A 23,574-nucleotide genomic window follows, 5' to 3' on the forward strand; every position below is an offset into this window, starting at 1 on the left:
CGTGGCGACCGGTCCCGCCCGAGGGCGTTATCGCGAGTCCGCATTCTATCGGTCCAGCCCGGCCGGTCCCGAAAGCGCTGTCCGGACCGCTTTGACGCCGGACAGATCACCTGACATAAATGGTCGGTCCGGGCGCGTTTTGCGGCAGAAAAATCTCCGCCCGGCCGCCTTTGCGATCGATCACGATCGAGCGCGCGCGGACCTCGCGGATCGTCACGCCTTCCGCGAGCGGCCCGCCGAGCGACACCGCGCGCGCGGGTTCGCCGCCGAAACTGACGATGGCCGCCGCGCCGTGGCTCAACGCTAGAATCCCGAACAGATGCACGTCCTGGTTCGCTTCGCGCTGCAACTGGCCGCCGAAGATGGTCGCCGCCTGCTCGCCGGACGGCGTGCGGCCGGCGGCGGCGGCCGGCAAGGGCGCGCCTTGATGCGTGGTCATCGTGACGACCCAGTAGGTGAGCGTCACGCAGAACACGGCGAGCGCGGCGAGCGTCAACAGACGAGTTTGAAGGGCGTTCATGGCGTGTTGTGCTGTGTGTTGGGCTCTGTTTCGTGCTCTTTCACTGCACCAGATTGTTCAATTCGATGATAGGCAGCATCACCGCGAGCACGATCACGAGCACCACGCCGCCCATCGCGAGAATCAGCAGCGGTTCGAGCAGGCTGGTCAGGAACATGGTGCGCCGTTCGAGTTCGCGCGATTCGCCTTCCGACGCGCGGTCGAGCATGGTCGTGACGTCGCCCGTGGCCTCGCCGGAGCGGATCAGATGCACGAGCACCGGCGGAAACGACTTCGTGTTGCCGAGCGCGCGCGAGAGCGACGTGCCTTCGCGCACGCGAACGATCGCGTCATCGACATTCTCGCGCATTGCCGCATTACTGAGTGTTTCTCCGGCGGCCTGCAGCGCGCGGAGGATCGGCACGCCCGCCGCCGTCAGAATGGCGAGCGTGCTCGCGAATCGCACGGTGTTGTAGCCGCGCACGAGCTTGCCGAGGAGCGGCGCGGTCAGAAGCCAGCGGTCGAACGCCATGCGCGGACCGGGGCGCGAGAGCAGCCGCTGGATCATCCAGCCCAGCACGATCACGCCGAGCAGCACGGCCCACCACCAGTTCCGGACGAAGCCGGAGAGCGCCATCATCGCGACCGTCAGGAACGGCAGCGCCTGCTTCGTGCTAGCGAAGACATTCACGACCTGCGGCACCACGTAACTGAGCAAAAACGTGACGATCCCGAATGCGATCAGCGTGACGATCGCCGGGTAGGTGAACGCGAGCAGGATTTTCTGCTTGAGCGCGTTGCGTTCCTCGATGTAATCGGCGAGCCGCGACAGCACGAGACCGAGCTTGCCCGTGTGCTCGCCCGCCGCGACGAGCGCGCGATAAATCTCGGGAAAATCACGCGGATGCTGCGACAGCGCGTTCGCGAACGAATGTCCGCCGAGCACCTCAGCGCGGATCGCGGCCATCAGTTCGCGGATGTAATCGCGCTCGGACTGCTCGGTCAGCACGGAAAGCGTTTCGCCGAGCGGCAGCCCCGCGATCAGCAAGCTCGCCAGTTGCCGCGTCAGAATGGCCTGCTCGCGTTGCGACAGGCGGCGTCCGAGACTCAGCCGTTGCTGGCGCTGGCCGCGCGTGCGGCTGCCCGCCGCTTCGACCACGAGCGGCGTCAGTCCTTGCGTGCGCAATTGCGTGCGGGCGGCGCGGGCGCTGTCGGCATCGAGCACGCCGGTTTGCGTCTTGCCGGCGGGATCGATGGCTTCGAAACGGAATGCGGGCATCGCCGTCAGTCTCCGCCGGTGACGCGCAATACTTCTTCGAGCGACGTCGTGCCGCTCTCAAGCCAGCGGTTTCCGTCTTCGCGCAGCGTGCGCATGCCCTGCACGCGGCCAGCGGCGTGAATTTCCGCGTCGGGCGCGTTACGGTGAATCAGCGGACGGATCAGATCGTCCACCAGCAGCAGTTCGTACACGCCGCGCCGCCCGGTATAGCCGGACTGCCCGCACTTGTCGCAACCCACCGCATGCCAGCGCACCTGGCCGTTCTCCACGCGCTCTTCCTTGCAAAACGGGCACAACTGGCGCAACAGCCGCTGCGCGAGCACGCCGAGCAGCGACGACGCCAGCAGGTACGGCTCCACGCCCATATCGGCGAGACGCGTAACGGCGGAAGCGGCGTCGTTCGTGTGCAGCGTCGCGAGCACGAGGTGGCCCGTGAGCGACGCCTGCACGGCAATCTGCGCGGTTTCGAGATCGCGGATTTCGCCGATCATCACGATGTCCGGGTCCTGCCGCAGGATCGCCCGGAGCGCGCGCGCGAAAGTCATGCCGATCCGCTCGTTCACCTGCGTCTGGCCGATGCCCGACAGGTCATACTCGATCGGATCCTCCACCGTCATGATGTTCGACGTGGTGGTTTCGAGCCGCGACATCGCGGCGTACAGCGTGGTCGTCTTGCCGGAACCGGTCGGACCGGTCACGAGCACGATACCGTGCGGCCGGCCGATCAGCCGGTCGAAGGTCCGCAGCGTATCGGGCGCCATGCCGAGCTTTTCGAGATTCAGGCGCGCGGCGTCCTTTTCGAGCAAACGCAGCACCGCGCGCTCGCCGTGACCGGTCGGCAAAGTGGAAACGCGCACGTCCACCGGCCGGCCGCCGACGCGCAGCGTAATCCGCCCATCCTGCGGCAGCCGTTTTTCCGCGATATCGAGTTGCGCCATGATCTTGATGCGCGAAATGAGCGCGCCGTGCAGCGCCTTTTTCGGGCGCACGACGTCGCGCAGCGTGCCATCGACGCGAAAACGCACGACCGACGCGTTCTCGAACGGCTCGATGTGAATATCCGACGCCTGCTCGCGCGCCGCCTGCGTGAGGAGCGCGTTGATCATGCGGATGATCGGCGCGTCGTCTTCCGATTCGAGCAGATCCTCGATTTCCGGAATGTCCTGCATCAGGCGCGACAAATCGACTTCGCCTTCCACTTCGCCGACCACCTGCGCCGCGCTGCCGTCGTTGCGGGCATACGCGGAGTTGATCGCGGCGGCGAGGTCGGCGGCGGGCATCCGCACGACCGTGAGCGCGCCGAAATTGCGCGCGACTTCGGCGAGTGCGGCGTCGCTGGTTCTTTCGCTGATCCACACTTCGATGCTGTCGGCGTGCTGATGCGCGACCAGAATCTGTCCGGTGCGCGCGAAGCCGTAGGGCACGAGCCGCGCGGCCAGCGGCGACGGAGCGCCGCCAGCCGCGCTGTCCGGTGCGTTCAGCGTGTTCACGGCTGCGCTCCCGGCGGCAGGCCCGGCTGCGCGGGTTGCGCCGGCTGAAGGTTGAGCGGCGTGCCTGCGGCCGGCGCGTTGCTGTTCGGCACCGGGTAATTGTTCACGGCGGGATCGACGTTCTGGGTGGCGGGCGGGGGCATGTTGCTGGATTGCGGCAGCGTCGTGCTCGGACGCGGCGAACGCGTCATGTCGCTCCAGTCGAACAGGTTCTGCGCCGGAACCGCGCCCTGGCTCGGTCCGCTCGGCGCAGGCGGCAGCATCGGCACGGCTTTGTCCTTGACGAGGCGGTTATCCGTTTGCGAATCGTATTGCTGTTGACGCAGATAATCGTAGCGCGTGTTCGCGATCTGCGAGCTGGTCGCCTGATCGCGCACGATTACCGGGCGCAGAAACACCATCAAATTGGTTTTCGTGCGCGTTTTCGCTTCGCTGCGGAACAGATTGCCGATCCACGGAATATCGCCGAGCAACGGAATCTTGCTGTTGTTCGTGCTGTAGTTGTCCTGCATCAAGCCGCCCAGCACGACGATTTCGCCGTCGTCGGCAAGAATCGTGGACTGGATGGCGCGCGTGTTGATCGTCACGCCGCCCGGATCCGCGTTCGTGCCGGGCGCGACGCTCGAATCTTCCTGATAAAGCTGGAGCTTGAGTACGCCGCCTTCGGTGATCTGCGGCTTCACGTGCAGCGTCACGCCGACGTCGCGCCGGTCGAACGTGTTGAACGCGCTGACCGAGGTCGTCGTATTGGCCGTCGGCGTTGCGTAGGAACCGGTCACGACCGGCACGTTCTGGCCGACGATGATCTTCGCTTCCTCGTTGTCGAGCGTAATCAAATTAGGCGTGGACAGCACGTTTGCATCGGCCGAGGTGGACAGCGCCTGCAGCAGCCCGCCGAGCCCGAAGAAGTTGCCGAACTTGTGCAGCAAACCCACGTTCAGGCCTTCCGCGAGCACGCCCGTCGCGCCCGCGAGCAGCGAGGGATTCTGGCTGACGGCATAGCCTTGCGTCGTCAGATCGACGATGTTCGAGTTGCCGGTGCCGAAATTCGAATTGCCGTAAAGCGCATTGTTGCCGCCGTTCGACAGCAGCGCGCCTTGCCACTGAATGCCGAGATTCGCGCCGGTCGTCGCCGTCAGTTCGACGATCAGCGCCTCGATGTACACCTGCGCGCGGCGTGCGTCGAGCTGGTCGATCACCGTGCGCAAATTGCGATAGATCGGCTCGGGCGCGGTGATGATGAGCGAATTCGTCGCCGAATCGGCCTGGATCATGCCGCCGCTCTGGCTGTCGCCGCTGTCGCTGTCCTTGCTGCCGAAGCTGCTTTCGTGGCCCGAACTGCCGCCACCGGACATCGGATTCGCGCTCGAACCTGAACCGCCGCCGGAACCGCTCAGGCTGCCGGGAAGCGGCGGCGTGCCGGACGTGCCTGTGGAAAGGCTCGAACCGTTGTTCTGGTTGAACGAATTGGAATTGCTGGAGTTGCCCGAACTGGAGCTCGAACCGTTGTCGCCGCCCTTGCCGAGCATGCCGCGCAACGTCTTCGCGAGACGCACGGCGTCCGCATTGCGCAGCGATACCACGTGCATGTTGCCCGGCTGCGACGTCGGTGAATCGAGCTTTTGCGCGATCGCTTTGGCCGCTGCGAGCCGCGAGCCGCTCGACGCGCGCAACATCAGCGAGTTCGTGCGCGGGTCGGCGGTCACGTTGACCTTGAGCGTCGCGTCCGTATTGCCGATCGAACCGGGATCGAGCAGCTTGTTCAACTGCTCCGCGACGTCGATGGCGTTCGCGTTCTTCAACTGCACGATATCGACCTGACGGGCCGCCGCCGTATCGATTCCGGCGATGATCGCGCCCAGACGCCGCACGTTGTCGGCGTAATCGGTCACGACGAGCGTGTTGTTGCTCGGATACGCCGCGATGGTGTTGTTCGGCGAGATCAGCGGCCGCAGCACGGGCAGCAAGTTGTTCGCGGACTCGTTATGGAGTTCGAAAACCTGCGTGATCACCTGGTCGCCACGCGCCGTCGGCGCATTGCCGACGTAAGTCGGCACGCCCTGGAGCTTCGCGTCGGCTTCCGGCACGACTTTCAACACGCCATGATCCTGCACGAGCGAAAAACCTTGCATCCGCAGCGCGGCCTGAAGCGTCTTCAGCGCCTGGTCTTCCGGTACGGCGTTCTCGGAAACGAGATTGAGCTGCCCTTTGACGCGCGGATCGACAATGATGGTTTTGCCGGTCGCGGCACCGATCGCGCGGGCGACCTGATCGATATCCGCGTTGACGAAATTGAGCGTCACTTGCGCCTGGGCGGCTTGTGCGGTGACAAGCCCTGCCACCAGCAGTGCCGTCGCGATGCGACGCAGTGCCATACGGTTTCTTCTCATGGGGTGTGATGTCTAGACCGGCGCAGAGGTCGCCGGAGGCTTTCTGCATCCTGCAATTAATACGGATAGGGCAAACCGCGAACAGAGGCGGAACGTGCGCGAAAGAACCGTCACTATCTTAAAAAAATGAACCATAGCAGTTTTTCGTGTTGAAAATGTCACATTCCGTAAATCGCAATGGGATCCGTCCGAAAAGCTATCCACTCTTCAGCTTTCAATTTACCTGCCGACAAACAGGCATGCGGACTTGGGACCGAAGCCATTTTGCATGCGTTTCATTACCGTTTAATGTTCTGATTTAAGAACATAACAAGGAAATTGATACTGAAACATTCTTCTGATCCGGCATGAATTTCCACATAATGAAACGCAGCGATGGCGGCGGGCAATGCGGCTATGTCCGATGGCTAACTTTTTAAGACTGTAGTCTGACGGTATGATACGGGCGGTTCCACGATCCCGATGTTGAATTATCGGACAGGGTTTTCCCGATAAAACGACCTTTTTCGCGGCGTGTTAGAAGCAAAAAAGCAGGATTTCGATACAAATGAACAGATTCCTCCGGATTACTGCGGTCGGTTTCGGCGCAGCTTTAGCCTGCGCGTCCGCGCGCGCCGATTGCTTCGACGAAGCCGCCAAATATCAGAAGGTCAATCCGCTGATATTGCGGGCAATCGCATGGCAAGAATCGCATAACCGTCCGGATGCCCTGAACAAGAACGCGAATGGTTCGATCGACTACGGTCTGATGCAGATCAATTCCATCCACCTCGGCGTGCTGTCGCAGTACGGCATCTCTAAAGGCACGCTGATGGAGCCGTGCAAAAGCGTGTATATCGCCGCCTGGCATTTGCGGCAAAAAATGAACAAGTACGGCAATAGCTGGCAAGCGGTCGGCGCGTATCACTCTGAAACGCCCGCGCTTCGCGACAAGTATTCGAAGCAGATCATGGATATTCTCGGCCGCTGGAAATTGCTCCAGGCATCGCGCTAATCACGCATCGCATCGCATCGTGCGGCGGCGGGCCGCCCGCGTTTGATGCACAATTCCTCCTACAGCTTTTGAATTCCAGCGACGCCGCTCACGCTGCGTCCCGCTCAGTCCATTCTCTTCGCCCTCCTGCAATGAACCAGCCGCCACTGCCAGTCACCGTGCTCTCCGGCTTTCTCGGCGCGGGTAAATCCACCGTTCTCGATCATCTGGCCGGACACGGCGAAGGACTGCGGATCGCGACGATCCCGGCCGCTCTCGCTTCGTCCGACGCGCTCTTGGCCGAGTTGCAGCGACTTGCCGCCGCGGAAGAGCGTTACGACGCCGTTCTGATCGAAGCGCCGGGGATTGCCGATCCGATGACGTTTGCCGAAGCTTTCGCTTTCGTCGACGAGGACGGCGCGTCGCTGGCGGATTTCGCGCGCCTCGACACGATGGTGACGGTGGTCGATGCCGCAAATTTCCTGCGCGACTTCGGATTGGCGGAAGCGCTGCAGGAACGCGGCGTGGCGTCAGCCGCCGCTGACGACGACCGGACGGTCGTCGAAGTGCTGATCGAGCAGATCGAGTTCTGCGATGTGATCGTGTTGAACAAGGTGGATCGGATCGGCGCGACCGACGGCGAGCGGCTCAAGCGCATTTTGCAGCGGCTCAATCCGCGCGCGGTTCAGATCGAGGCGAGCTTCGGCGCGGTGCCGCGCGGCGCCGTGCTGGACACCGGCCTGTTCGATTTCGACGCGACCGCCGCCGCGCCGGGCTGGCTTGCCGCACTGGACAACCAGGAAGAGCACACCGCCGACACCGACGACACCGACGAATTCGGCGTCGGCACCGTGGTGTATCGCGCGCGCCGCCCGTTCCATCCGGAACGTTTCTGGGCGCTGCTTCATGAGGAATGGCCGGGCGTTTTGCGCGGCAAGGGCTTTTTCTGGCTCGCGACGCGCAATGATTTCGGCGGATCGCTATCGCAGGCGGGAGGCGCGTGCCGTCCGGGTCCGGCGGGAACGTGGTGGGCGGCGCAAGACCGAAGCGAGTGGCCCGACGGCGATCCCGAACTGGAAGCGGAGATCGCCGCCGACTGGTATGGCGCGCCGGATGACACGAGCATCGGGGATCGGCGGCAGGAACTGGTGCTGATCGGCACGGATCTCGACGCGCACGCTTGGCGCGCGAAGTTCGATGCGTGCCTGCTTACCGACGCCGAATGGGCGCTCGGGCCGGCGGAATGGTCCACGTTCGCCGATCCATTCCCGCTCTGGGAACTGGAAGAGCATGAGCATGAGCACGACCACGACCACGGTGACGACTGCGATTGCGGCGACTCCGCGCATCATCACGATCACCCGAATCACCATCACTAGGACGAAAAAAACCCGCCGTCGGCGGGTCATGTCCTGCTTGCTACTTCTAAGTAGCCTACAACCGGCTGCTGCTTACCGCTTGTTCACTGCGTCCTTGAATGCCTTGCCAGCCGTGAACTTGACGGTCTTGGCTGCCGGAATCTTGATGGATTCGCCGGTCTTCGGGTTGCGGCCGGTGCGCGCTGCGCGCTTGCCCGAGCCGAAGCTGCCAAAGCCGATCAACTGCACTGCGTCACCCTTCGATACAGCCTTCTTGATCACCTCGAGCAACGTGTCCAGCGTTTCGCCGGTTTGAGCCTTGCTGGCGCCGGTCTGCGCGGCTACGGCGTCGATCAGTTCCTGTTTGTTCATTAAGGTTCCTTTATCAGTTTAGGTTGACACGAACAGCGCGAACGCGCCGATTATACGTAAGCGAGCCGTGCAGTCGAGTGGTGGCGGCGTTCCGGCCCCCCGGGGCTTGATCTGGCATGAAAACCTGACCCTGGCCTTTCAGCCGCCTCTCTATGCGGCGCTTGCTATCATAACGCAGCGCAAACCCAATCAGGATAAGGGTTTCAAAGATTTACCCTTAACTTTTCGGCCGCTTTTTGCATTTCGCGGCCGTTATCTCCGTGAAGGCCGTTCATGCACCGCGCGCCTCCCGTCCAGCTTGCTTTGCCGCCGGTTTTTGCCGGCGCGCCGTGCCGGGCCTCCGTAACGATCGCGCAAAGCCTTGTCCACATTGGCTTACGCGGATTTTGCACAGGCGCCGAAAGCACAGCGCCACCCGTCCATTCCGAATGACTGATCCACTCGACATCCCCGCAGCGCTTGACGCTGCGCGCTTTCTCACGCCGCATCGCCTGCCCGCGCGCTGGGCGGGGCGGCGCAGTTTTGTCGTCGTTGCGACCGAGTTCGATCGCGCGCGCGGCTTTCTCGCAACCTGGGCCGCCTGGCGCGCCGATCCCGAACGCTGCGAACAGCTTCATTTCATCGCGCAGACGTTGCCCGACGCGCTCGATCAGCCGCCCCCGCCCGAACTGGCGGACGTCTGGCCGATGCGCGTCAGCGGTTTGCATCGGCTGGAATTTGAAGGCGGACGGGTCGTCTTGACGCTGGCGGCGGGAGATTCCGCGCAGCTTCTGCAAAAGCTCTGGCTGCGCGCCGACGCATTCGACCTGCGTGTTCCGCCGGACGCGTTCGCCGCGACGTGCAAGGCGTTCGCGCGGATCGCGGGTGACGAGGCGACGGTTGCCGCGTCGCCGCATCCACAGTTGGCCCGCGCGCTGGAAAACGCGGGTTTTGTCGTCGAAGCGGCGACGGAGCATCTTCAAACCGCGCACTTCGCGCCGCGCTGGCGCGTGCGGCGTCACGAACCGCCACGTGCCGCCGCCGCGCCCGAACGCCACGCGATGGTGATCGGCGCGGGGCTCGCCGGTTGCGCCGTGACCGAGCGGCTGGCGTCGCGCGGCTGGCGGGTCACGCTGATCGACCGTCGCGACGACGTTGCGCGCGACGCGTCGGGTAATCCAGCCGGCGTGTTTCATCCGATCGTCTGGCGCGACGACAGCGTCGCCGCGCGGCTCACCCGCGCCGGATTTCTGCTCGCGCTCGATCGCTGGGCGGCGCTCGAAAACGCCGGTTTCGACCTTCGGCGCAGCCACGACGGCTTGCTTCAGATCGCCGATACGCCCGCCGACGCCGACGCGCTCGCACACGCCATCGACCGTTTCCGCTATCCCGAGAGCTACGTGCGCGCGGTATCGCGTGAGGAAGCGAGCGCGCTCGCGGGCGTCGGCGTGGCGCGCGGCGGCTGGTTCTTCCCGCGCGGCGGCTCGGTATCGCCCGCAGCCGTCTGCGCGGCGCAATGCGACCGCGCAGGCGATGCACTCACGCGCCGCTTCAACACCGAAGTGGCGCGGCTCGAACGGCGCGAACACGGCGGCTGGCGGGCGGTATCGGCGAATGGCGATGAAATTGCCTCCGCGCCGGTCGCAGTGCTGGCGAACGCGGGCGATGCCGAGCGGCTTGCGGGTCTCAGCGGCGAACCGACGCGCGGCGTGCGCGGCCAGTTGACGATCCTCGGCCACAGCGCGCTCGATGCGCTGCGCCTGCCGGTGATCGGCGAAGGCTACGCGCTGCCGCTCGCCGCGCACCGCACGCTGACCGGCGCAACCTACGATCTCGACAGCACCGATCCCGAAATTCGCGCGGACGGGCATCGCGAAAATATTGCGCGGCTGGCGGGCATGTTGCCGTCGGCGGAAAGCGCGTCGGACGGCCCGTTCGAGGGCCGCGTGGCGTTTCGCTGCGTGACGAGCGACCGCATGCCGATGATCGGCGCACTCGCCGACGAATCCGCCGCCCGCGCCGACGCCGCGCGTCTCTCGGGCGCTTGGCCGCTCGATTTGCCGCGCGTGGATGGACTTTACGGGGCGTTCGCGTTCGGATCGCGCGGGTTGATCTGGGCGACGCTGGCGGCCGAATTAATCGTCGCGCAGATCGAGGGCGAGCCATTGCCGGTTGAGCGTGAACTCGCGGAAGCCCTCGATCCCGCGCGCTTTCTGCTGCGCGCGTTGCGTCACGGTGAGGCGGCGAACCTGGAATAAACGCGCTGAACGCTTATCCACCGCGCCCTGTGGATAAGCACGCGAAAAGCGATCGAATGGCCTGTGTACTCACTGTTGGCGTAAACGGGACAACTTCGGATGCCGTCAAAAACCCGAAAAGTTGTTCCGAGTTAACGCGCGGCGGCTCACATGTTCACGGTGCGCTTGTTATAACCGCAAGCCGTTGATTCAAAGAGGTTTACGGTAGTTATCCACAGAAAGCCGCCGGCCTTGTTAACTACTACTACGTATATATACGGTAAACATGTAAACACCTGAACCGAGGGCTATCGGATTTGAAAAAGCGAAAAACGACGAAGCGTCACAGCGCACGATCGGTCATAACTTCCCGCTAAACGCTTGATTCGATTCGTTTCTACCGTTCGAATGAAGCAAACAGCTAATCCCTGTGAGGGTCGATTGAGCTATGGCACAATCGCCGTTCTTCCCGCGTCACGCCCTCTACACGGCGTTCGCATTCAATGGAACGATGGTCGCCCGGTCAGAATCTGAAGACTAAGCCGACGCCCTTCGTTCGCTGTGTCCGGTCGCGCCTTGCAGGGTTTTCACCCAGCGCCTGAATCGAAAGATCGTGGCGCCGCGCACTTGCAACGCGACCGGCGCGTCGTCAAATCAAAAGCACGGCCGGTCCGTGACGCTGTGTCCGGTTCGAATCCTGAATCGACGCGCCTTCCGGCGTTTGGCCGCGCCTCGTTTAGCCAGGCGCGCCGGTCACACGCGGTTCACTTCCGTCTCGTGCGCCATCCGCTGTAGCTGCGAAGGAGAAGCCATTACGATGAATTCGGCATTTTCGTTTCTTCCCGTCTGGCCGCTCGCGCCCGACGCCATCTTCTGGGCCGGTCTCGCCCTGATCGCCGCGGGTTTGTGCGGGGAAGTGTTGTGGCGCGCGTGGCGTCTGCCGCGTATCACCGGCTATGCGGTGATCGGGCTGATTGCCGGTAACGCGGGTTTTGGCGTGATCGATGCGAGCGCGGGCGGTTTGTCCCGTCCGCTACTCGATGTCGCGCTCGGACTTTTGCTGTTCGAACTCGGCAGCCGGCTCGATTTGCGCTGGATCCGCCGTAATCCGTATCTGATTCTGTCGAGCATCGCCGAGAGCACGCTGACCTTCGGCCTCGTGCTGATCGCGCTGATGCTCTGCCACGTGCCGACCATGCCGTCGGTCGTGATCGCGGCCATCGCGATGGCGACGTCGCCCGCGATGGTGATCCAGCTTCGCACCGAGTTGCGCGCCGAGGGTCAGGTCACGCAGCGCCTGCTCACGCTCACGGCGCTCAACAGCATGTACGCGGTGGTCGTCGAGAAGCTCGCAGCCGGTGTGCTGCACCAGGAGATCTACGGCAACGCCTTCGCGACCGTCGTCCAGCCGCTGTATTTGCTGATCGGCTCGCTCGTGCTGGCGTTCCTGCTCGCGCGCGCGTGCAATCTGCTGTATCGCCGCCTCAATACCGACGACGAACATTCGTTTGTCGCGCTGTTCGGACTCGTGCTGCTGGCGATCGCGATCGCGCACGTCTTCAAGCTTTCGACGATTCTCGCGCTGCTGGCCGCCGGGATCATCGTGAAGAATTCGGACGAGCGCCCGCAACTCTGGCCGACGCATTTCGGCACGGCGGGCTGGCTCCTCACCGTGATCCTGTTCGCGCTGACGCTCACCACGTTCGAATGGCACGACATCGTGCTCGGCGGCGTGGCCGCGATTGCGCTGATCGTCGCGCGGTTTGTCGGCAAGCTGGCGGGCGTGCTGATTTTCGCGAAGCCGAGCGGGCTCGACTGGAAGCAGGGCGTGGCGCTCGGCGTCGCGTTGTCGCCGATGTCGGCGCTCGCGTATCTCCTCGTCGACGACATGTACGTGCTGTATCCCGACTACGATCCGACGCTGCGCGCGATCGTGATGTGCTCGATCGTCGTGTTGCAGATCGTCGCGCCGTTCCTCGTGTACCGGAGCCTGTCGGCTGTCGGCGAGCGTCGCGAGTAACAGCGCGGGCAGTCGCGGCGCGCATAGAAAAGCATCGATTAACCAAAGGGCGTCATGTCACTCGAACCTTTCATCAACTCTGAACCGTTCACCTTCGGCGTGGAGCTGGAAATCCAGGTCGTGAACACGCACGACTACGACCTGACGAAGGCCGCTTCCGACCTGATGCGGCTCGTCAAGGACGAAAAGATCCCCGGCAGCATTACGCCGGAGATCACGGAAAGCATGATCGAGCTGTCCACCGGCATCTGCACGACGCACGAGCAGGCCGTCGCCGATCTGCGAAAGATTCGCGACACGCTGGTGTCGGCCGCCGATCATCTGAACGTCGGCCTGTGCGGCGGCGGCACGCACGCGTTCCAGCAATGGAGCGACCGCCAGATTTTCGATACCCCGCGTTTCCAGTACATCTCCGAGCTCTACGGTTATCTCGCGAAGCAGTTCACGGTGTTCGGGCAGCACGTTCACATCGGTTGTCCGGATCCGGACAGTGCGCTGTTCTTGCTGCATTCGATGTCGCGCTACATTCCGCATTTCATCGCGCTGTCGGCTTCGTCGCCTTATGTGCAGGGCGTCGACACCGGATTTCACTCGGCGCGGCTGAATTCCGTGTTCGCATTTCCGCTGTCGGGCCGCGCACCGTTCGCGCTGACCTGGGACAGCTTCGAGGAATATTTCTCGAAGATGGTGAACACGGGCGTCGTCAACAGCATGAAAGATTTTTATTGGGATATCCGCCCGAAGCCGGGTTTCGGCACGATCGAAGTGCGTGTAATGGACACGCCGCTTTCGGTGGACCGGGCGGCCGCGATCGCGTGCTATATCCAGACGCTCGCGCGTTATCTGCTGCTCGATAAACCGCTGAAACTCGCCGAGGACGACTATCTGGTCTACACGTTCAACCGTTTCGAAGCGTGCCGGTTCGGCATGGAAGGCGTCTGCATCAACCCGCAGACGGGCGTTCGGCGGACCATCGCGGAAGATATTCTCGAAACGCTCGACGTCATCGCGCCTCACGCAGCGGCGCTGGGTTCGGGCGAGGCATTGCGGCAGATCGGCGAGATCGCGCGCGGTGGCGTGAACGATGCAACGTGGCTGCGCGGCGTTTTCGACAAAGAGCGTTCGCTTCACGAAGCCGTACGCCAGCAATGTCAGCAATGGCGACAGTGACCGGTAAGAGTTCGAAATAAAACAACACCCGCTTTCGAGCGGGTTTTTTTTATCCTGAATCTGTCGAATCGATAATTTGCCGGTTCGACGAGCGCGCTCTAAGGTTTACCGTTATGAAGTCGTATACATACGTAATAGTAGTTAACAAGCAACCAGCCTTTCTGTGGACAACGGCAAAAAGCCAAGGAAAGTCAAAGCACTACGCGCAAGATAAGTGGGTGCGTGAGCACTGCGTGACGCGCCGGAACGCGGGATAACATCCGAAGCGTTTACGGCGACGGCTCGCTTATCAAGAAACGGCGCACAGCGAGTACACGTGTTTTCCCAAACGTTATCCACAGTTTCCAGTGGATAACTAAGGTGTACGTTTCTTCTGTGTCGCTTAGAATGTCGTTTTTGCCGACGCGGGTTCGCTTGCGGCGGACAAGAAAAACCGAGCGCCACCGAACACATAACAAGGCGACGGAGAGTTACAACGTCCCTTAGGGCGCAGCCAGTTGGATTGGTACGCCTTAATTTTGAGACGCTGGGTTTCGTCGGCCAGACCAGGCTGGCGAAAGAGCCTGCAGCGACTGTCTGGCAAACCCGCAAGGGTCCGGCGATATCCGGCAGGCGGCCGCGGCCAATACATAAGCGAAAACAGAACGAAAGATTATGAGCGAAGGCGTATACGGAGCACAGGCCACGGGGCGGGTGACCCACGGTCTACTGCGGTTGAGCACAGCGATGCGCAGCCAGGCTTGGGAATGGGCGGAAGGCGCGGGGCTGACGCCGACCCAGGGTGAAATTCTTGTGTTGCTCATGCAGCGCAAAGGGCCGATGCGTCTCGGCGAGATCGCGCGCGAGACGGCGCTGACCGCCGCGACGACGAGCGACGCGGTGAGCACGCTCGAAGGCAAGGGGCTGGTCGAGAAGCGCCGCGCCGTCGACGATGGCCGCGCGCTGGCCGTGCGTCTCACGGCACGCGGACGCACCGCGGCAAAGCGTGCGCTGCAATGGCCGGACTTCCTGACGAAGGCGGTCGGCACGCTGCGCGACGACGAACAAGCGACGTTCTATCGCACGCTGCTGAAAACCATCCGTCAACTCGAAGTGGCCGAGCAGATCCCGGCGCACCGCATGTGCCTGTCCTGCTCGCATTTCGAGGCGAGCAAGAATCCGAAGCGAGCGCCGCATCACTGCGCGCTGCTGCAGATTTCGATGGGCGACACGGACCTGCGTCTCGATTGTTCGGTATACGAAGAAGCCGACCTGGCGATCCAGAAGAAAAGCTGGAAGATCTTCGCGCAAATCGCCTGACGGCGAGCTTGGCGAATTTCAGCGGATCGGGGAATCGGCGGATTTCGGCTTCGGTTGAGCGATCGGGTTAGACTGCTCGGGATCGCGCCCTCGTTGTGGGCGCGGCCCGAATTTTCCCGCGTCCGCAGCCACGGAATCCCGCCGATGAAACATGAAGTCCTGGCAATTCGCCACGTCTATTTCGAAGATCTGGGCAGTCTGGAACTGGTGCTCGGCGACCGCGGCCATCTCGTCCGTTATCTGGACGTGGGCCGCGCGCGCATCGACGCGCCGAATCCGCTCGACGCCTCGCTGATGGTCGTGCTCGGCGGACCGATCGGCGCTTACGACGACGCCGGCTATCCTCATCTGACACCGCTACTCGCGATGCTCGAAACGCGGATCGCGGCGGGGCTGCCGACCATCGGCATCTGTCTCGGCGCGCAGTTGATCGCGCGCGCGCTCGGCGCTCGCGTGTATCCGGCGGCGCAAAAGGAACTGGGCTGGCAGCCGCTCACGCTGACCGACGCCGGCCGCGCGTCGGCGCTGCGTCATTTCGAAGCGGACGGTCAGCCGACGCCGGTTTTCCACTGGCACGGCGATACCTTCGATCTCCCCGACAACGCGACCCTTCTCGCCTCGACGCCTGCGTGCAAACATCAGGCGTTCGGCTGGGGCAATCACGTCCTCGCGCTGCAATGTCATCCCGAAATACTCGTCGACCGGTTCGAAAGCTGGCTGGTGGCGTATCCCGGCGAAATTAAGGAAGCCGGAACGAGCGCAAATCAATTGCGCGCTGAAACCGTGCAGAACGGTCCGGCGCTCGAACGCGCCGCGCGCGCGATGTTCGGCGAGTGGCTCGACCGCTTCGAACAGACTCAAGCCAGGTAACGCGCATGACTATTCTTCTCGACGCCGTGTTGATCGGCGATATTGCTCCGCTCGGAACGCTCGGCAAACGCAGCGCAATTCACAAGACGCCGGCGTTGGAACGTTTGCGCGTTCACGAAACCGGCGTCGATGGCGATCAGCAAGCCGAGCACAAGCATCACGGCGGCCCGGAAAAAGCGCTGCATCACTACTCATTCGATCACTACGCCGCATGGCGCGATGAATGGCCGCGCGAGGCGGCAGCGGGCGTGTCGCGTTTCGACGCGCCCGGCGCATTCGGCGAGAATTTGTCGACGCGCGGGATCGGCGAAGAGGATGTGTGTGTCGGCGATGTATTTCGGATCGGCACGGTAATCGTGCAGGTTTCGCAGCCGCGTCAGCCGTGCTGGAAGCTGAACATCCATTTTTCACGCGACGACATGTCGCGCCGCGTGCAGGATTCGCGCCGGACCGGCTGGTATTACCGTGTGCTGGAATCGGGCGAAATCGGCGCGGGCGATGTAGTCGAACGGATTGCGCGGCCGCATCCGCAATGGAGCGTCGCGCGGCTTTTGCGTGTGTTCTACGTCGATCGCGACGACCGCAATGCGCTCGAAGAGATGGCCGCGCTCGACGCGCTGACGCCGTCGTGGCGCAAGACCGCGGCGAAGCGGCTGGAAACGGGACGCGTCGAATCGTGGTCGCTGCGGCTCGACGGCGCATGAGCTGCCGCATGAGCTGGTGCATGAGCGGTTGCATGAGCTGAAGCGCCTGTCGGAACATGAAGCAATCCGAAGCCTGGCGCGGCGACTGCGGGAAAAAAAGCGAAGTGCTATTCTCGAACGCTCCTTTTTCCCTTCGGCGAAAACACCATGAGCGCGCTGTTCACCCCGATCACGCTACGCAGCGTGAACTTGCCTAATCGCATCGTCGTTTCGCCGATGTGCCAGTATTCCGCCGAACGCGGCGAAGCCACCGCGTGGCACATGATGCATCTCGGCTCGCTCTCGCTTTCCGGCGCGGCCATGTTGTGCATCGAGGCCACCGCGGTCGAGCCGGACGGCCGCATCACGCCGGCCGATCTCGGTCTCTGGGACGACGTGACCGAAGCTGCGCTCAAGCCGGTGATCGAAGCCATTCGCAAACATTCCCACATCGCCATCACGATGCAGCTCGCGCACGCGGGCCGCAAGGCATCGAGCAACGTGCCGTGGGAAGGCGGCCAGCAGATTCCGGTGGCCGATGGCGGCTGGGTGGCATCGGCGCCGTCCGCGTTGCCGCACAAGGAAGGCGAACAGGAGCCGCTCGCGCTCGACACGGCGGGTTTGATCCGCGTGCGCGAGGCGTTTGTCGCGACGGCGAAGCGTGCGCAGCGTCTCGGCCTCGACGCGCTGGAATTGCACGCGGCGCACGGCTATCTGCTGCATCAGTTCCTCTCGCCGATCGCCAACCAGCGCACCGACGAATACGGCGGCTCGCTCGAAAACCGCATGCGTTATCCGCTTGAAATTTTCGATGCGGTGCGCGCCGTGTTTCCGGCGGACAAGCCGGTCGGCGTGCGCGTGTCGGCGTCGGATTGGGTGGAGGGCGGCTGGGATATCGAGCAGACCATCGTGTTTGCGGGCGAGTTGAAAAAGCGTGGCGTCGACTGGATCGATGTGTCGTCGGGCGGCGTCTCGCCGTTGCAGAAGATTCCGCTTAAGCCCAATTATCAGGTGCCGTTCGCCAAGGCCGTGAAGGAAGCGACCGGCGTGAATACGATCGCCGTCGGGCTGATTACCGAGCCGCAGCAGGCCGAGGACATCATCGCGTCGGGCGAGGCGGATTTCGTCGCGATGGCGCGCGCGATGCTCTACGATCCGCGCTGGCCGTGGCATGCTGCCGCCGAACTCGGCGCGACCGTCGAAGCGCCGCCGCAATACTGGCGCTCACAACCGCGCGAGCAAAAGGCGCTGTTCGGAGACGTCGCGTCCGGTGCGCGCTAAGACGCCTTCGCGCCGGTCTGTGCCTGATGTTTGCCACGGTTGAATTCGTGCGCGCCTAGCGTGTACGATGCCGTTGTTCGCGTCGAAGACGGGCGCGAGCCGAAACGCGCGGCGCCTTTCCATTGAAGTCGCCGCGTTTTAATTAACGATTCGCCGAGGCGCGAATCGAAGCTCCCCAATCCACACCGATTCGTTTAAGGATTCATTCGATGAGTTCACGCAGGGTCGCCGTTCGCCGTTCCGGCGTGCATGGCAAAGGCGTGTTTGCCGCAGTGCCGCTCGCGAAAGGCGAGCGCGTGATGGAGTACAAGGGCGAGCGGATTTCGTGGAAAGAGGCGTTGCGCCGGCATCCGCATAATCCCGACGAACCGAATCACACGTTCTATTTCGCGCTCGACGACGGACGCGTGATCGACGGGAAGATCGACGGGAACAGCGCGCGCTATATCAACCATTCGTGCGCGCCGAATTGCGAAGCCGAGGAGAAAGAAGGGCGCGTGTTCATCCACGCGCTGCGCGATATAGGCGAAGGCGAGGAGTTGAATTACGACTACGGGCTGGTGATCGACGGGCGTATCACCAAGAAGCTCAAGCAGGAATACGAATGCCGATGCGGCGCGAAAAAGTGCCGAGGCACAATGCTCGCGCTGAAGAAAAAGAAGTAAGCGGCGCGACGGCGAACATGTGAAAACGCCACGGCTTGCCGTGGCGTTTTGCTTTATGCGGCTTCACGCGGCTTTTTTCGGTGCGCCAGTGTCGAGCGGCATCCGCACGACGAAACGCGCACCGTCTTCGGGCGCATTTTCGTAATGCACGCTGCCGCCATGCAGCACCATGATGTCGTGGACGATTGCGAGACCGAGACCCGCGCCGCCTTCCACCGTCTGGCCGTCGCCGCGGAAAAAGCGCTTGAAGAGGTCGGGCTGCTGATCGTCCGGGACGCCGGGACCATTGTCTTCCACGACGATTTCGCCGAACGCGCGCCCGGTCGCGTCGGTGTGGCGCGTGACGCTCACCGTCACGCGCGCGCCTTCGTAGCGATGCGGCGGAATGTACTTGAGCGCGTTATCGATCAGATTGCCGATCACCTCGCGCACCAGCACGAGATTGCCGCGCACGGTGAGCGGCGAATCGTTGGCAGGATCGTCGAGGCGCTGGAAGCCGAGGTCCACGTGCGCCGAGAGCGCGCGCGGCACCCATTCCGCGCCGGTTTCGAACGCCAGCGCCGCGAGATCGAACTGCGTGAAACGCGCGGCCTGCTCGCCCGGCTCGGCGCGCGCAAGCGATAACAACTGATTCGAGAGCCGCACCGCGCGGTCGGCGGAGGCGCGCAGTTCCTTTACGGCTTCCAGCACCTTCGCGGGATCGCGCGCGCTCGCGGCCTGTTCGGCGTGCAGCTTGACGGCGGTGAGCGGCGTGCGCAGTTGATGCGCGGCGTCGGCGATGAACTTGCGCTGCGCGTCGAGCGCCGCTTTCAGACGATCGAGCAGCGCATTCATCGCGCTCGTGAGCGGACGAATTTCAATCGGCACAAACGATTCGTCGACCGGTTCGAGCGACGTATGCGTTTGCTGATTGAGCGTATCGGCGAGATCGGTCAGCGGATTGAGTTGCTGGTTCACCACGCGCCACACGATCACCCAGCCGGCGAGCAGCAGCAACAGCAGCGGCATCATGATCGCGATTAAAAATTCCACCGCGATCCGGTATCGCGACCCGACGCGCTGCGCGACTTCCACGACGATAGGATTGCCGCGCGGCTGATCCACGCGAACCTGCGCGGCGCGCACGCTCATGCCCTGATAGTGCGTCTCGAACACATAGGCGTAGTGGATGCGGCGCACGTTCGTGCCGGTGAGCGGCAGATCTTCTTCACCGGCAATCTCGGTGTCGCCGTCGCTGATGCGGTAGATCAGTTGTTCGACCGGATCGGAGAACATCGCGCGCGCGAGCGGCGGCACGGTCACAGGCGCATCGACGCCCGCGAGCTGGATCTGTTTGGAGATGGCCGTGGCGAGATCGGCGAGCGAACGATCGACGACATGCTGCGTGTATTGCCACGCGAGCCAGTACGCCATCAGGCCGCTCATCAGCGCGAGCAGCGAAAGCGGCGCCGCGAGCCGAAGCAGCAGCGAGCGCCGCAGGCTCGGCGGCGGAGACGAATCGGTCACTTTCAGGCGCGCGAGATGGAGCCAGTCGTCACGAGCGAAACGCTCGTCGGTCGCGCGCCGGGGAGGAAATCGCAAGGCGTCGAAAACCGCTTACGCGGCCTGCCGGATTTCCTGCAGCAAATAACCGAAGCCGCGCACCGTGACGATTTCGACGCGGCAGTTTTCGAGTTTTTTGCGCACACGGTGCACATAAACTTCGATCGCCGTGTCGCCGAGATCGCCGCCGAAATGCGTCAGATGGTCCTGAAGCTGCGCCTTGCTGACCACGCGGCCATGGCGGAGCAGCAGCATTTCGAGCACGGCGAATTCGCGCGGCGACAACTCGAGCGGTTTTTCGTCGTTGAAGATACGACGATCGACGCCCGACAGACGCAGCCCGCCAAGCGTGACTTCCGGACGCGGCACGTCGCCGTGCGGCCCGCTTCGGCGCATGACGGCGCGAATGCGCGCTTCGAGTTCCTGCGGCTCGAACGGCTTGAGCATGTAGTCGTCGGCGCCGCTGTTCAGCCCCTGAACGCGGTCGTGCAGTTCGTCGCGCGCGGTCAGGATGATCACCGGCGTGTGACGGTTGCCCTGGCGGAAGCGCGAGAGCAGCGTCATGCCGTCGATACCGGGCAACCCGAGATCGAGAATCACCAGTTCATGGCGGTTTTGCGCAAGCGCTTGCTCGGCAAAAATGCCGTCGTGGACCATATCGACGGTGAAGCCGGATTGTTCGAGGCTGCTTTGAATACCGCGCGCAATGGGGCGGTCATCTTCGATCAGAAGGATTCGCATGGAAGTCGCTCAAGTACAATGGGTTGGGCTCGAACCCGCGTGGGCCGGGGCATGGATGCCGCGACGGCGCGGGTAGGGCCAGTTCAGCAATCCTTTAAACGGTACGCCTGAGCAGCCGCGCGGACGGGTTTCGTGCCGCACTGCCGTGGCGGACAACTTCTGGCCGGACATGCACGACATTCCGATTCACGAACTCGAAGCCGCCATCAATTTCTGGCGTGCCCGATCGCCTTCCAGCGGCGACGAACTGAGTCTGTGCAAGGAGGCGAGCGCGCTGTCCAAGCCTTATGCGCTGCTGATTGTACAGCGTCGTTCATCCATCCCGGCGAGCCGTTTAGACCCCATTGCACGCGAAGCCTGGGAATCTTACGAGCGTATTAAATCGGCGTCGAGCGGCTGAAAGTTTTGGAAGCGAACGGCTTTCATAACTTTCGAAAACGCCTTCGAATGGACGTAATCGCGACGATTTCCCTTCGATACACGCCTTTTTGTGTGTCATCGTTTGTAAACATTACGGCGCGCTTTCCTGGTTTTCTCAGTCTCCGCACAGGCGCTCGGACGTTCGACGTGGCGCGCTAAAATCGCGCGCTTATCGTTTTCTTGCAGGAAATCATCATGGTGGACCTCGATCATTTCGATCTCGCGCTTCTCGACGTGCTGCAGCGCTTCGGGCGCGCGACGCATCAGCAACTCGGCGAGGAAGTGCCGCTGTCGCCGTCGCAGATCGGGCGGCGTTTGCAGCGGCTGGAATCGGCGGGGGTGATCGATGGCTATCGGGTCGTGCTGCGGCCGGAAAAGCTCGGGCTCGGCGTGACCGCGTTCACGAGCCTCAAACTCAAGCATCACGGCGATACCGCGATCGAACAGTTTCAGCAGCAAATCGACAGCCTGCCGGAAGTGCTCGAATGTCACGCGACCGTCGGTGACGCCGATTATTTGCTGCGGATCGTCGCGCCGGATCTGAACGCGCTGTCGCAGTTCGTGATGAAAAAACTGATGCGCGTGCCGGGCGTGGACAGCGTGCGCTCGAACATCGTGCTGACGACGTTCAAGCGCAACGGGCCGCTGCCGCTCGCGCATCTGAAGAATAGCGGCGATAACCCTTAAGCCGCTTCGCTCAGCAAATCGACATACGCGACCGGCACGAGGTCGCCCGGCGCGACGCCCAGGCGCGCGAACATGTCGTGCGCTTCCTTTTCGCCGCCGGCTTCATCGTCGTCCTGACCGAGCAGCACTTCCAGTTCGATGAAATCGCCGAGACCGTCCACGCGGTCGAGGTGAATGCGCGTACGTCCGACCAGATAGACATGCCGCTCCTTCGAGACGATGCCGCGCGTCGTCAACGCTTGCGCGAGTAGCGCGTGCATGGCTTCCGGGTTCGTCACCGGGCTGCGCGAATAGTAGGAGACCTTCGGGCCGTCGCGGTCGTCGCGTTGATAAAAAATCAGTTCGGACGGCGTGCCGTCGTCGAATTGACGCAGCTTCAGACGCCCGGTCGGCACGTCGTAGAAAAAGTCTTGCTGGCGAAAGATGAGCGGTGCGTCGGGCGCGAGCGCGGCGGCGCGTTCGCGAAGCTGTTCGAACTGATGCGCGCGAGCCTTGATTTCGATGTTGCGTGCCATGAAAGACTCCGGGAAGACGTGGATAGGTGGACGAGAACAACGCTAGCCTCAGACTAACAAAGTTTTCGTGACACCCGCTCGGAGCGCCGCACGCCGCACGCCGCTAGCCGCGCGCCGCTAGCCGCGCGCGTTCACACGCTCCACTGATCCACGATCAACCGCCACGCCGCCGCGATGGCCGGTTCATCGACGCGATCCGCGAGCGTAATGAACGAAAGCTGCGTCGGCACCGTCATGTCTTCCACGATGGTCAGCGCGTGCGCGTGCGCTTCGGCCAGCGCGATCGTATCGCGCGCGAGCGATAACCCGACGCCCGACTTCACGAGATCGAGCATCGACGGTTCCTGATCCACTTCCGCGACGATCACGGGCGATGCGCCGACATCGCCGAAAATGCGTGCCAGCAGCCGGTGATGCGCGGATTCCGGCGGCGTCCAGATCCACGGCAGCGCGGCGAGCGCCGCCCAGTCGCGCCGGCCCTTGTTCACGCGATCCCGCCAGCCCGCTGGCGCGAGCACGCGATAAAGATACGGCGTCAGCGTCACCACATGAAAGCGCTCGCCGTCGCGCGTGCCGTCGGTGGCTGGATCGCCGATATAGAAACCGACGTCGAGTTCGCGCGAACGCACCTGTTCGAGCACCCAGCCCGACATGCCATGTCGCAACGCAGTTTCGATACGCGGATAGGTCTCCAATAGCTGACGCAAAAAGCCGCCGAGCCGCAGGAAATCGGGATCGAGAATCGTGCCGATACGCAGCCGTCCCGCTACTTCATGCCGCAGTGCAGCAGCGACTCGCCGCACGTCGGCGGCCGCGGCAAGCGCGCGTTCCGCGTGCGGCAACAGCGACTCGCCGTCGCGTGTCAGCAGCAGGCCATGCGATGTGCGCGAGAACAGCACGAGGCCGAGCGTCTCCTGAAGATTCTTGATCTGCAGGCTGACAGCGGGTTGCGTGAGATGCAGTTGCGCCGCGGCGCGCGTCAAGTTGCCCTCGCGCGCCACCGCGACGAAAGCGCGAAGCAGGGTGTAGTCCATCCGCTGATATTAGCGCGCCTTATATTGCTATTGAACAACTCTCATTGGCGCTGCACTCGTCCGGTGCAGT

The 23,574-nt window shown here is 63.1% G+C and carries 21 protein-coding genes; 12 read left to right on the forward strand and 9 right to left on the reverse strand.

Annotated elements, in window-relative coordinates:
• Positions 1 to 106 precede the first annotated feature (106 nt).
• The 4 genes from AC3D25_RS15755 to gspD are packed head-to-tail and all read right to left on the reverse strand — an operon-like array spanning position 107 to position 5,643.
• On the reverse strand, positions 107 to 520 hold the full coding sequence (locus tag AC3D25_RS15755) for a hypothetical protein (protein ID WP_488889290.1): 414 nt from the start codon (positions 518 to 520) through the stop codon (positions 107 to 109).
• A gap of 40 nt (positions 521 to 560) precedes the next feature.
• Entirely contained in the window at positions 561 to 1,778 is a 1,218-nt protein-coding gene (gene gspF / locus AC3D25_RS15760) for a type II secretion system inner membrane protein GspF (RefSeq protein ID WP_488889291.1), read from the reverse strand.
• 5 nt (positions 1,779 to 1,783) lie between these two features.
• On the reverse strand, positions 1,784 to 3,268 hold the full coding sequence (gene gspE / locus AC3D25_RS15765) for a type II secretion system ATPase GspE (protein WP_488889292.1): 1,485 nt from the start codon (positions 3,266 to 3,268) through the stop codon (positions 1,784 to 1,786).
• On the reverse strand, positions 3,265 to 5,643 hold the full coding sequence (gene gspD, locus AC3D25_RS15770; RefSeq protein WP_488889293.1) for a type II secretion system secretin GspD: 2,379 nt from the start codon (positions 5,641 to 5,643) through the stop codon (positions 3,265 to 3,267). Before gspD ends, gspE begins: the two co-directional genes overlap by 4 nt.
• A gap of 562 nt (positions 5,644 to 6,205) precedes the next feature.
• On the opposite strand from gspD, the gene AC3D25_RS15775 reads away from it, so the two are divergent.
• Entirely contained in the window at positions 6,206 to 6,652 is a 447-nt protein-coding gene (locus AC3D25_RS15775; protein ID WP_488889294.1) for a lytic transglycosylase domain-containing protein, read from the forward strand.
• 131 nt (positions 6,653 to 6,783) lie between these two features.
• Positions 6,784 to 8,010, forward strand: a complete 1,227-nt coding sequence (locus AC3D25_RS15780) for a GTP-binding protein (protein WP_488889295.1) — start codon at positions 6,784 to 6,786, stop codon at positions 8,008 to 8,010.
• 72 nt (positions 8,011 to 8,082) lie between these two features.
• On the opposite strand, the gene AC3D25_RS15785 is transcribed toward AC3D25_RS15780, so the two are convergent.
• The gene (locus AC3D25_RS15785) at positions 8,083 to 8,361 is read right to left on the reverse strand and encodes an HU family DNA-binding protein (protein ID WP_008352404.1); all 279 of its coding nucleotides are present in this window, start codon (positions 8,359 to 8,361) and stop codon (positions 8,083 to 8,085) included.
• A gap of 428 nt (positions 8,362 to 8,789) precedes the next feature.
• Between AC3D25_RS15785 and mnmC1 the strand changes: the two genes are divergently transcribed.
• The 8 genes from mnmC1 to AC3D25_RS15825 all read left to right on the forward strand — a co-directional run bounded on the left by mnmC1 (position 8,790) and on the right by AC3D25_RS15825 (position 18,565).
• Positions 8,790 to 10,598 (forward strand): FAD-dependent 5-carboxymethylaminomethyl-2-thiouridine(34) oxidoreductase MnmC1, encoded by a 1,809-nt coding sequence (mnmC1, locus tag AC3D25_RS15790; RefSeq protein WP_488889296.1) that lies wholly within the window; start codon positions 8,790 to 8,792, stop codon positions 10,596 to 10,598.
• 796 nt (positions 10,599 to 11,394) lie between these two features.
• Complete coding sequence (locus AC3D25_RS15795; protein ID WP_488889297.1) at positions 11,395 to 12,597, forward strand: cation:proton antiporter; 1,203 nt, start codon at positions 11,395 to 11,397, stop codon at positions 12,595 to 12,597.
• Positions 12,598 to 12,651: 54 nt separating this feature from the next.
• Entirely contained in the window at positions 12,652 to 13,767 is a 1,116-nt protein-coding gene (locus tag AC3D25_RS15800; RefSeq protein WP_488889298.1) for a YbdK family carboxylate-amine ligase, read from the forward strand.
• Between the two features lie 654 nt (positions 13,768 to 14,421).
• Positions 14,422 to 15,066, forward strand: a complete 645-nt coding sequence (locus tag AC3D25_RS15805; RefSeq protein ID WP_488889299.1) for a MarR family winged helix-turn-helix transcriptional regulator — start codon at positions 14,422 to 14,424, stop codon at positions 15,064 to 15,066.
• Between the two features lie 144 nt (positions 15,067 to 15,210).
• On the forward strand, positions 15,211 to 15,936 hold the full coding sequence (locus tag AC3D25_RS15810) for a glutamine amidotransferase (protein WP_488889300.1): 726 nt from the start codon (positions 15,211 to 15,213) through the stop codon (positions 15,934 to 15,936).
• A gap of 5 nt (positions 15,937 to 15,941) precedes the next feature.
• On the forward strand, positions 15,942 to 16,640 hold the full coding sequence (locus AC3D25_RS15815) for an MOSC domain-containing protein (RefSeq protein WP_488889301.1): 699 nt from the start codon (positions 15,942 to 15,944) through the stop codon (positions 16,638 to 16,640).
• A gap of 147 nt (positions 16,641 to 16,787) precedes the next feature.
• On the forward strand, positions 16,788 to 17,900 hold the full coding sequence (locus AC3D25_RS15820) for an NADH:flavin oxidoreductase/NADH oxidase (RefSeq protein ID WP_488889302.1): 1,113 nt from the start codon (positions 16,788 to 16,790) through the stop codon (positions 17,898 to 17,900).
• Positions 17,901 to 18,109: 209 nt separating this feature from the next.
• The gene (locus AC3D25_RS15825; RefSeq protein WP_488889303.1) at positions 18,110 to 18,565 is read left to right on the forward strand and encodes an SET domain-containing protein; all 456 of its coding nucleotides are present in this window, start codon (positions 18,110 to 18,112) and stop codon (positions 18,563 to 18,565) included.
• Between the two features lie 63 nt (positions 18,566 to 18,628).
• On the opposite strand, the gene AC3D25_RS15830 is transcribed toward AC3D25_RS15825, so the two are convergent.
• Positions 18,629 to 20,071: a sensor histidine kinase gene (locus AC3D25_RS15830; protein WP_488889713.1), complete on the reverse strand. Its 1,443-nt coding sequence runs from the start codon at positions 20,069 to 20,071 to the stop codon at positions 18,629 to 18,631.
• A 90-nt stretch (positions 20,072 to 20,161) separates the two neighbouring features.
• Complete coding sequence (locus AC3D25_RS15835; protein WP_488889304.1) at positions 20,162 to 20,848, reverse strand: response regulator transcription factor; 687 nt, start codon at positions 20,846 to 20,848, stop codon at positions 20,162 to 20,164.
• Between the two features lie 169 nt (positions 20,849 to 21,017).
• Between AC3D25_RS15835 and AC3D25_RS15840 the strand changes: the two genes are divergently transcribed.
• Both AC3D25_RS15840 and AC3D25_RS15845 read left to right on the forward strand, forming a co-directional pair.
• Complete coding sequence (locus AC3D25_RS15840) at positions 21,018 to 21,248, forward strand: DUF3717 domain-containing protein (protein WP_488889305.1); 231 nt, start codon at positions 21,018 to 21,020, stop codon at positions 21,246 to 21,248.
• 215 nt (positions 21,249 to 21,463) lie between these two features.
• The gene (locus AC3D25_RS15845) at positions 21,464 to 21,955 is read left to right on the forward strand and encodes an Lrp/AsnC family transcriptional regulator (protein WP_488889306.1); all 492 of its coding nucleotides are present in this window, start codon (positions 21,464 to 21,466) and stop codon (positions 21,953 to 21,955) included.
• On the opposite strand, the gene AC3D25_RS15850 is transcribed toward AC3D25_RS15845, so the two are convergent.
• Both AC3D25_RS15850 and AC3D25_RS15855 read right to left on the reverse strand, forming a co-directional pair.
• On the reverse strand, positions 21,952 to 22,470 hold the full coding sequence (locus tag AC3D25_RS15850) for a class IV adenylate cyclase (protein ID WP_488889307.1): 519 nt from the start codon (positions 22,468 to 22,470) through the stop codon (positions 21,952 to 21,954). The genes AC3D25_RS15845 and AC3D25_RS15850 overlap by 4 nt on opposite strands.
• Positions 22,471 to 22,601: 131 nt before the next feature.
• On the reverse strand, positions 22,602 to 23,504 hold the full coding sequence (locus tag AC3D25_RS15855) for a LysR family transcriptional regulator (RefSeq protein ID WP_488889308.1): 903 nt from the start codon (positions 23,502 to 23,504) through the stop codon (positions 22,602 to 22,604).
• Positions 23,505 to 23,574: the final 70 nt, after the last annotated feature.

This window comes from Caballeronia sp. SL1002 (assembly GCF_057814995.1).